This window comes from Methylobacterium crusticola (assembly GCF_003574465.1).
In the GTDB taxonomy this organism is placed as follows: domain Bacteria; phylum Pseudomonadota; class Alphaproteobacteria; order Rhizobiales; family Beijerinckiaceae; genus Methylobacterium; species Methylobacterium crusticola.
The window spans coordinates 1-4,729 of record NZ_KZ984670.1 but is presented as its reverse complement, the minus strand read 5'-3'; the positions used below and the strand labels follow the sequence as shown (position 1 = coordinate 4,729).

Genomic DNA, 4,729 nt, shown 5'->3' with positions numbered 1-4,729 from the left:
CGTCCTGTCGGGCCTCGCCGCGCTCGGCGGCCTCGCGGCCGGCGCGCCCGTCCGCCCGGCCCGGGCCCAGGGCGCGCGGGTCGTCGTGGTGGGCGGCGGCTTCGGGGGCGTCACCGCCGCGCGGGCGCTGCACGGGGCCGGCCTCGCGGTGACGCTCGTCGAGCCGGCCGAGACCTACGTCGCCTGCCCGTTCAGCAACGAGGTGATCGCGGGCCTGCGCCCGATGAGCGCGCAGGTCTTCGGCTACGAGGGCGTGCGGCGCGCCGGCATCGCCCTCGCCCGGACGGCGGCGGTCGCGGTCGACGGCGGCGCCCGCCGGCTCCGCCTCGCCGACGGCGGCAGCCTGGACTACGACCGCCTCGTCCTCTCGCCCGGCATCGCCCTGCGCTTCGACGCCCTGCCGCGCTACGACGAGGCGGCGGCGGAGGCCATGCCGCATGCCTGGAAGGCCGGCGCCCAGACCGAGCGCCTCGCGGCCCAGCTCGCCGCCATGCCGGACGGCGGCACGGTCGTCCTGTCGGTGCCGGGCAACCCCTACCGCTGCCCGCCCGGCCCCTACGAGCGCGCCAGCCTGATCGCGCACGTCCTGAAGACGCGCAAGCCGCGCTCGAAGCTGATCGTGCTCGACGCCAAGGACACGTTCTCCAAGCAGCGCCTGTTCGAGGCCGCCTGGAAGGCGCTCTACCCCGACCACCTCGAGTACGTGCCGCTCGCCGGCGGCGGCCAGGTGACGTCGGTCGACCCCGCGACCCTCACGGTCGCGACCGACTTCGCCGCCTACAAGGCGGCGGTCGCCTGCATCATCCCGCCCCAGCGCGCCGCCCCGATCGCCGCCGCCGCCGGCGTCGCGGACCGGACCGGCTGGTGCCCGATCGATCCCGTCACCTTCGAGTCGCGGCTGGTGCCGGGCATCCACGTCGTGGGCGACGCCGCGATCGCCGGGGCGATGCCGAAATCCGCCTTCGCGGCGAACGCGCAGGCCAAGGCCTGCGCCGACGCGGTCGCGGCGCTCCTGGCGGACCGGCCGCCCACGCCCCCGAAGCTGATCAACACCTGCTACAGCCTCGTCGCCCCGGGCTACGGCATCTCGGTGGCGGGCGTGTACCACCCGGCGAACGGCGTGCTCGCCGACGTCGAGGGCGCCGGCGGCACGAGCCCCCTCGACGCGCCCGCGCGGGTGCGCCAGGAGGAGGCGACCTACGCGGAGGACTGGTACCGCACGATCACCGGGGCGGTGTTCGGGTGAGGCGCGGGCGGGCCCGGGCGAGGGAACCCGACCCGCCGGGGCCGGCGCCGGGCCTTCACCCCCCGGGCCAACCCCGGTAACCTCCGGGTGCCCGGGGTTCCCCGCCCCGCACCCCGCGCGCGAAGCCGTCCGCCCCCCATGCCCCGCAGCCGAGTTGGCGTCCCCCACCCCGACGAGCCCCGGGCCCCGGACCGGGAGGGCGCGGCCGCGCGCCCGGCCCGGGGCGCCGGGCGCCTGTCGCCGGACGGCCAGCTCCTCGTCCGGGCCGCGGCCCGGGCCCGGGCGGTGCCGCCCTCCGCGGACGTGCGCCTCCTCGCCATCGCGGCCGAGCACCTGCGCCGCCTCGGCCACCGGCAGGTCACGGTGGTGGGGGTGGCCGCCGAGGCCGGCATGACCCACGCCAACGTCTACCGCTACTTCCCCTCGAAGACCGCCCTCGTCGACGCCGTGGCGGGGCGCTGGCTCCGGGAGGTCGAGACCGAGCTCGGCGCCATCGCGGACGCGCCGGATCCCGCCGACGACAAGCTGGAGCGCCTGATCCTCGCCCTCGCGGCGACGCAGCGCGAGGTCCTGGCCGCCGACCCGCACCTGTTCGCGGTCCACCGCGACGCCACCGTGGAATCCCGGCCCATCGCCCGCCGGCACCGGGGGCGCCTGCGCCAGCTCGTCGACCGGGTGATCGAGGAGGGGCTCAGCGCCGGCACGTTCTCGCTGCGCGACCGGGAGCGGGCGATCGCCTTCATCTTCGACGCCAGCCACCGCTTCGTCCACCCGGCCTCGATCCAGCTCGACGCGGAGGTGCCCCGCGACCTCATCGAGACCCGGCTCGGCGCGGTGATCCGGGCCGTGCTGCGGGTGCTGCGCACCGGGACGCTGTAGGGCAAATAACATTCGCCAAAAATTGTAACACGCCGCGCAGCGCCACGGCAAAGCCTTGATGCGCCACGCCGAATCGCGGCTTCCGGCCGAGCCTGCCCGGCCCGGCCTGGTCCGATCCCTGCATCCCGCAGGGCGTTCGGGTTGTCGCGCCCGGGTTTTTTCGCCAAACAGGCCTCCGCCGGCGCGGGCTCCTCGCGAGCGGACCCGGCCCCGACGGTTCCACCACACCGCGAAGGATCGGTTCTCACATGGCACGCAAGAAGATCGCGCTGATCGGCGCTGGACAGATCGGCGGCACGCTCGCGCACCTGGCCGGCCTGAAGGAACTCGGCGACGTGGTCCTGTTCGACATCGCCGACGGCGTGCCTCAGGGCAAGGGCCTCGACATCGCCGAGTCTGCCCCGGTGGACGGCTTCGACGCGAAGTACAGCGGTGCCAGCGACTACAGCGCGATCGCGGGCGCGGACGTGGTGATCGTGACGGCCGGCGTGCCGCGCAAGCCCGGCATGAGCCGCGACGACCTGATCGGCATCAACCTGAAGGTGATGGAGGCGGTGGGCACCGGCATCAGGACCCACGCCCCGGACGCCTTCGTGATCTGCATCACCAACCCGCTCGACGCGATGGTGTGGGCGCTCCAGAAGTTCTCCGGCCTCGACCCGAGGAAGATCGTCGGCATGGCCGGCGTGCTCGACTCGGCCCGCTTCCGCCACTTCCTGGCCGAGGCGTTCAGCGTCTCGGTCGAGGACGTGACCGCCTTCGTGCTCGGCGGCCACGGCGACGACATGGTGCCGCTCGTGCGCTACTCGACGGTGGCCGGCGTGCCGCTGCCCGACCTCGTCAAGCTGGGCTGGACCACCCAGGAGAAGCTCGACGCCATGGTCGAGCGCACCCGCAAGGGCGGCGGCGAGATCGTCAACCTGCTCAAGACCGGCTCGGCCTTCTACGCGCCCGCGGCCTCGGCCATCGCCATGGCGGAGAGCTACCTGAGGGACAAGAAGCGCGTGCTGCCCTGCGCGGCCTACCTGACGGGCCAGTACGGGGTCGACGGCCTGTTCATCGGCGTGCCGATCGTGATCGGCGAGAGCGGCGTCGAGCGCATCGTCGAGGTGGAGTTCACCGCCGACGAGAAGGCGATGTTCGAGAAGTCCGTCTCCTCCGTGAAGGGCCTGGTCGAGGCCTGCAAGGGCATCAACGCGGCGCTGGCCTAAGCGGCGCCGGCGCCCGCGCGGACCCGGGGGGGCCGGGGCGGGCGCGAGGCCCGCGCCGCCCAGCCGGCCGCCGCTGCCATCCGCTCCGAAGACCGTCATTCGCCCCACAGGGATACGCCGATGAACATCCACGAATACCAAGCCAAGGCCGTGCTGAAGGAGTTCGGCCTGCCGGTCTCGAAGGGCAAGCCGATCTTCAAGGCCGCCGAGGCCGAGGCCGCCGCGCGCGAGCTCGGCGGGCCGCTCTGGGTGGTGAAGTCCCAGATCCACGCCGGCGGGCGCGGCAAGGGCAAGTTCAAGGAGGCCGCCGCCGGCGAGAAGGGCGGCGTGCGCCTCGCCAAGTCGGTCGACGAGGTCAAGGCCTTCGCCGAGCAGATGCTCGGCAACACCCTGGTGACGATCCAGACCGGCGAGGCCGGCAAGCAGGTCAACCGCCTCTACGTCGAGGACGGCTCGGACATCGAGACCGAGTTCTACCTCTCGATGCTGGTCGACCGCGAGACCGGGCAGGTCGCCTACGTGGTCTCGACCGAGGGCGGCATGGACATCGAGGCGGTCGCGCACGACACGCCGGAGAAGATCGTGACCTTCTCGGTCGACCCGGCCACGGGCGTGATGCCCCATCACGGCCGGGCCGTCGCCAAGGCGCTCGGCCTCACCGGCTCCCTCGCCAAGGAGGCCGAGGACGTCACCACCAAGCTCTACCGGGCGTTCACCGCCAAGGACATGAGCATGCTGGAGATCAACCCGCTCATCGTCACCAAGGACGGGCACCTGAAGTGCCTGGACGCCAAGATCTCGTTCGACTCCAACAGCCTCTACCGCCAGCCGGAGATCGTGCAGCTGCGCGACACCACCGAGGAGGACGAGAAGGAGATCGAGGCCTCGAAGTACGACCTCGCCTACATCGCGCTCGAGGGCACCATCGGCTGCATGGTGAACGGGGCCGGGCTGGCGATGGCGACGCTCGACATCATCAAGCTCTACGGCGAGNGAGCCGGCGAACTTCCTCGACGTCGGCGGCGGCGCCTCGGAGGAGAAGGTCACGGCGGCCTTCAAGATCATCACGGCCGACCCGAACGTGAAGGGCATCCTGGTCAACATCTTCGGCGGCATCATGAAGTGCGACGTGATCGCCAACGGGGTGATCGCGGCCGTCAAGGCGGTGGGCCTCCAGGTGCCCCTGGTGGTCCGCCTCGAGGGCACGAACGTCGAGAAGGGCAAGGAGATCATCCGGGGCTCGGGCCTCAACGTGATCCCGGCCGACGACCTCGACGACGCGGCCCAGAAGATCGTCGCGGCGGTGCGCAAGGGCTGAGGCCGACGGGCCGGCCGCGGCGGGCCGCGGCGCGGGCGCCCGCCGGCGCCGAGCGGGCCCGGCGTCCCGGGCGCC

The 4,729-nt window shown here is 73.2% G+C and carries 3 protein-coding genes and 2 pseudogenes; all 5 read left to right on the top strand.

Annotation, left to right across the window (positions count from 1 at the left end):
• Positions 1-4 precede the first annotated feature (4 nt).
• Positions 5-1,246, top strand: a complete 1,242-nt coding sequence (locus DT057_RS05640; RefSeq protein WP_128561122.1) for an NAD(P)/FAD-dependent oxidoreductase — start codon at positions 5-7, stop codon at positions 1,244-1,246.
• A gap of 138 nt (positions 1,247-1,384) precedes the next feature.
• Positions 1,385-2,125 carry a TetR/AcrR family transcriptional regulator gene (locus DT057_RS05635; RefSeq protein WP_128561121.1) on the top strand — a complete coding sequence of 247 codons (741 nt, stop codon included), beginning with the start codon at positions 1,385-1,387 and terminating at the stop codon, positions 2,123-2,125.
• Between the two features lie 248 nt (positions 2,126-2,373).
• Positions 2,374-3,336, top strand: a complete 963-nt coding sequence (gene mdh / locus DT057_RS05630) for a malate dehydrogenase (protein ID WP_128561120.1) — start codon at positions 2,374-2,376, stop codon at positions 3,334-3,336.
• 120 nt (positions 3,337-3,456) lie between these two features.
• Positions 3,457-4,329, top strand: a pseudogene (gene sucC, locus DT057_RS05625) (ADP-forming succinate--CoA ligase subunit beta); the annotation flags it as partial.
• Between the two features lies 1 nt (position 4,330).
• A pseudogene (gene sucC / locus DT057_RS36595) lies at positions 4,331-4,654 on the top strand (succinate--CoA ligase subunit beta); the annotation flags it as partial.
• Positions 4,655-4,729: the final 75 nt, after the last annotated feature.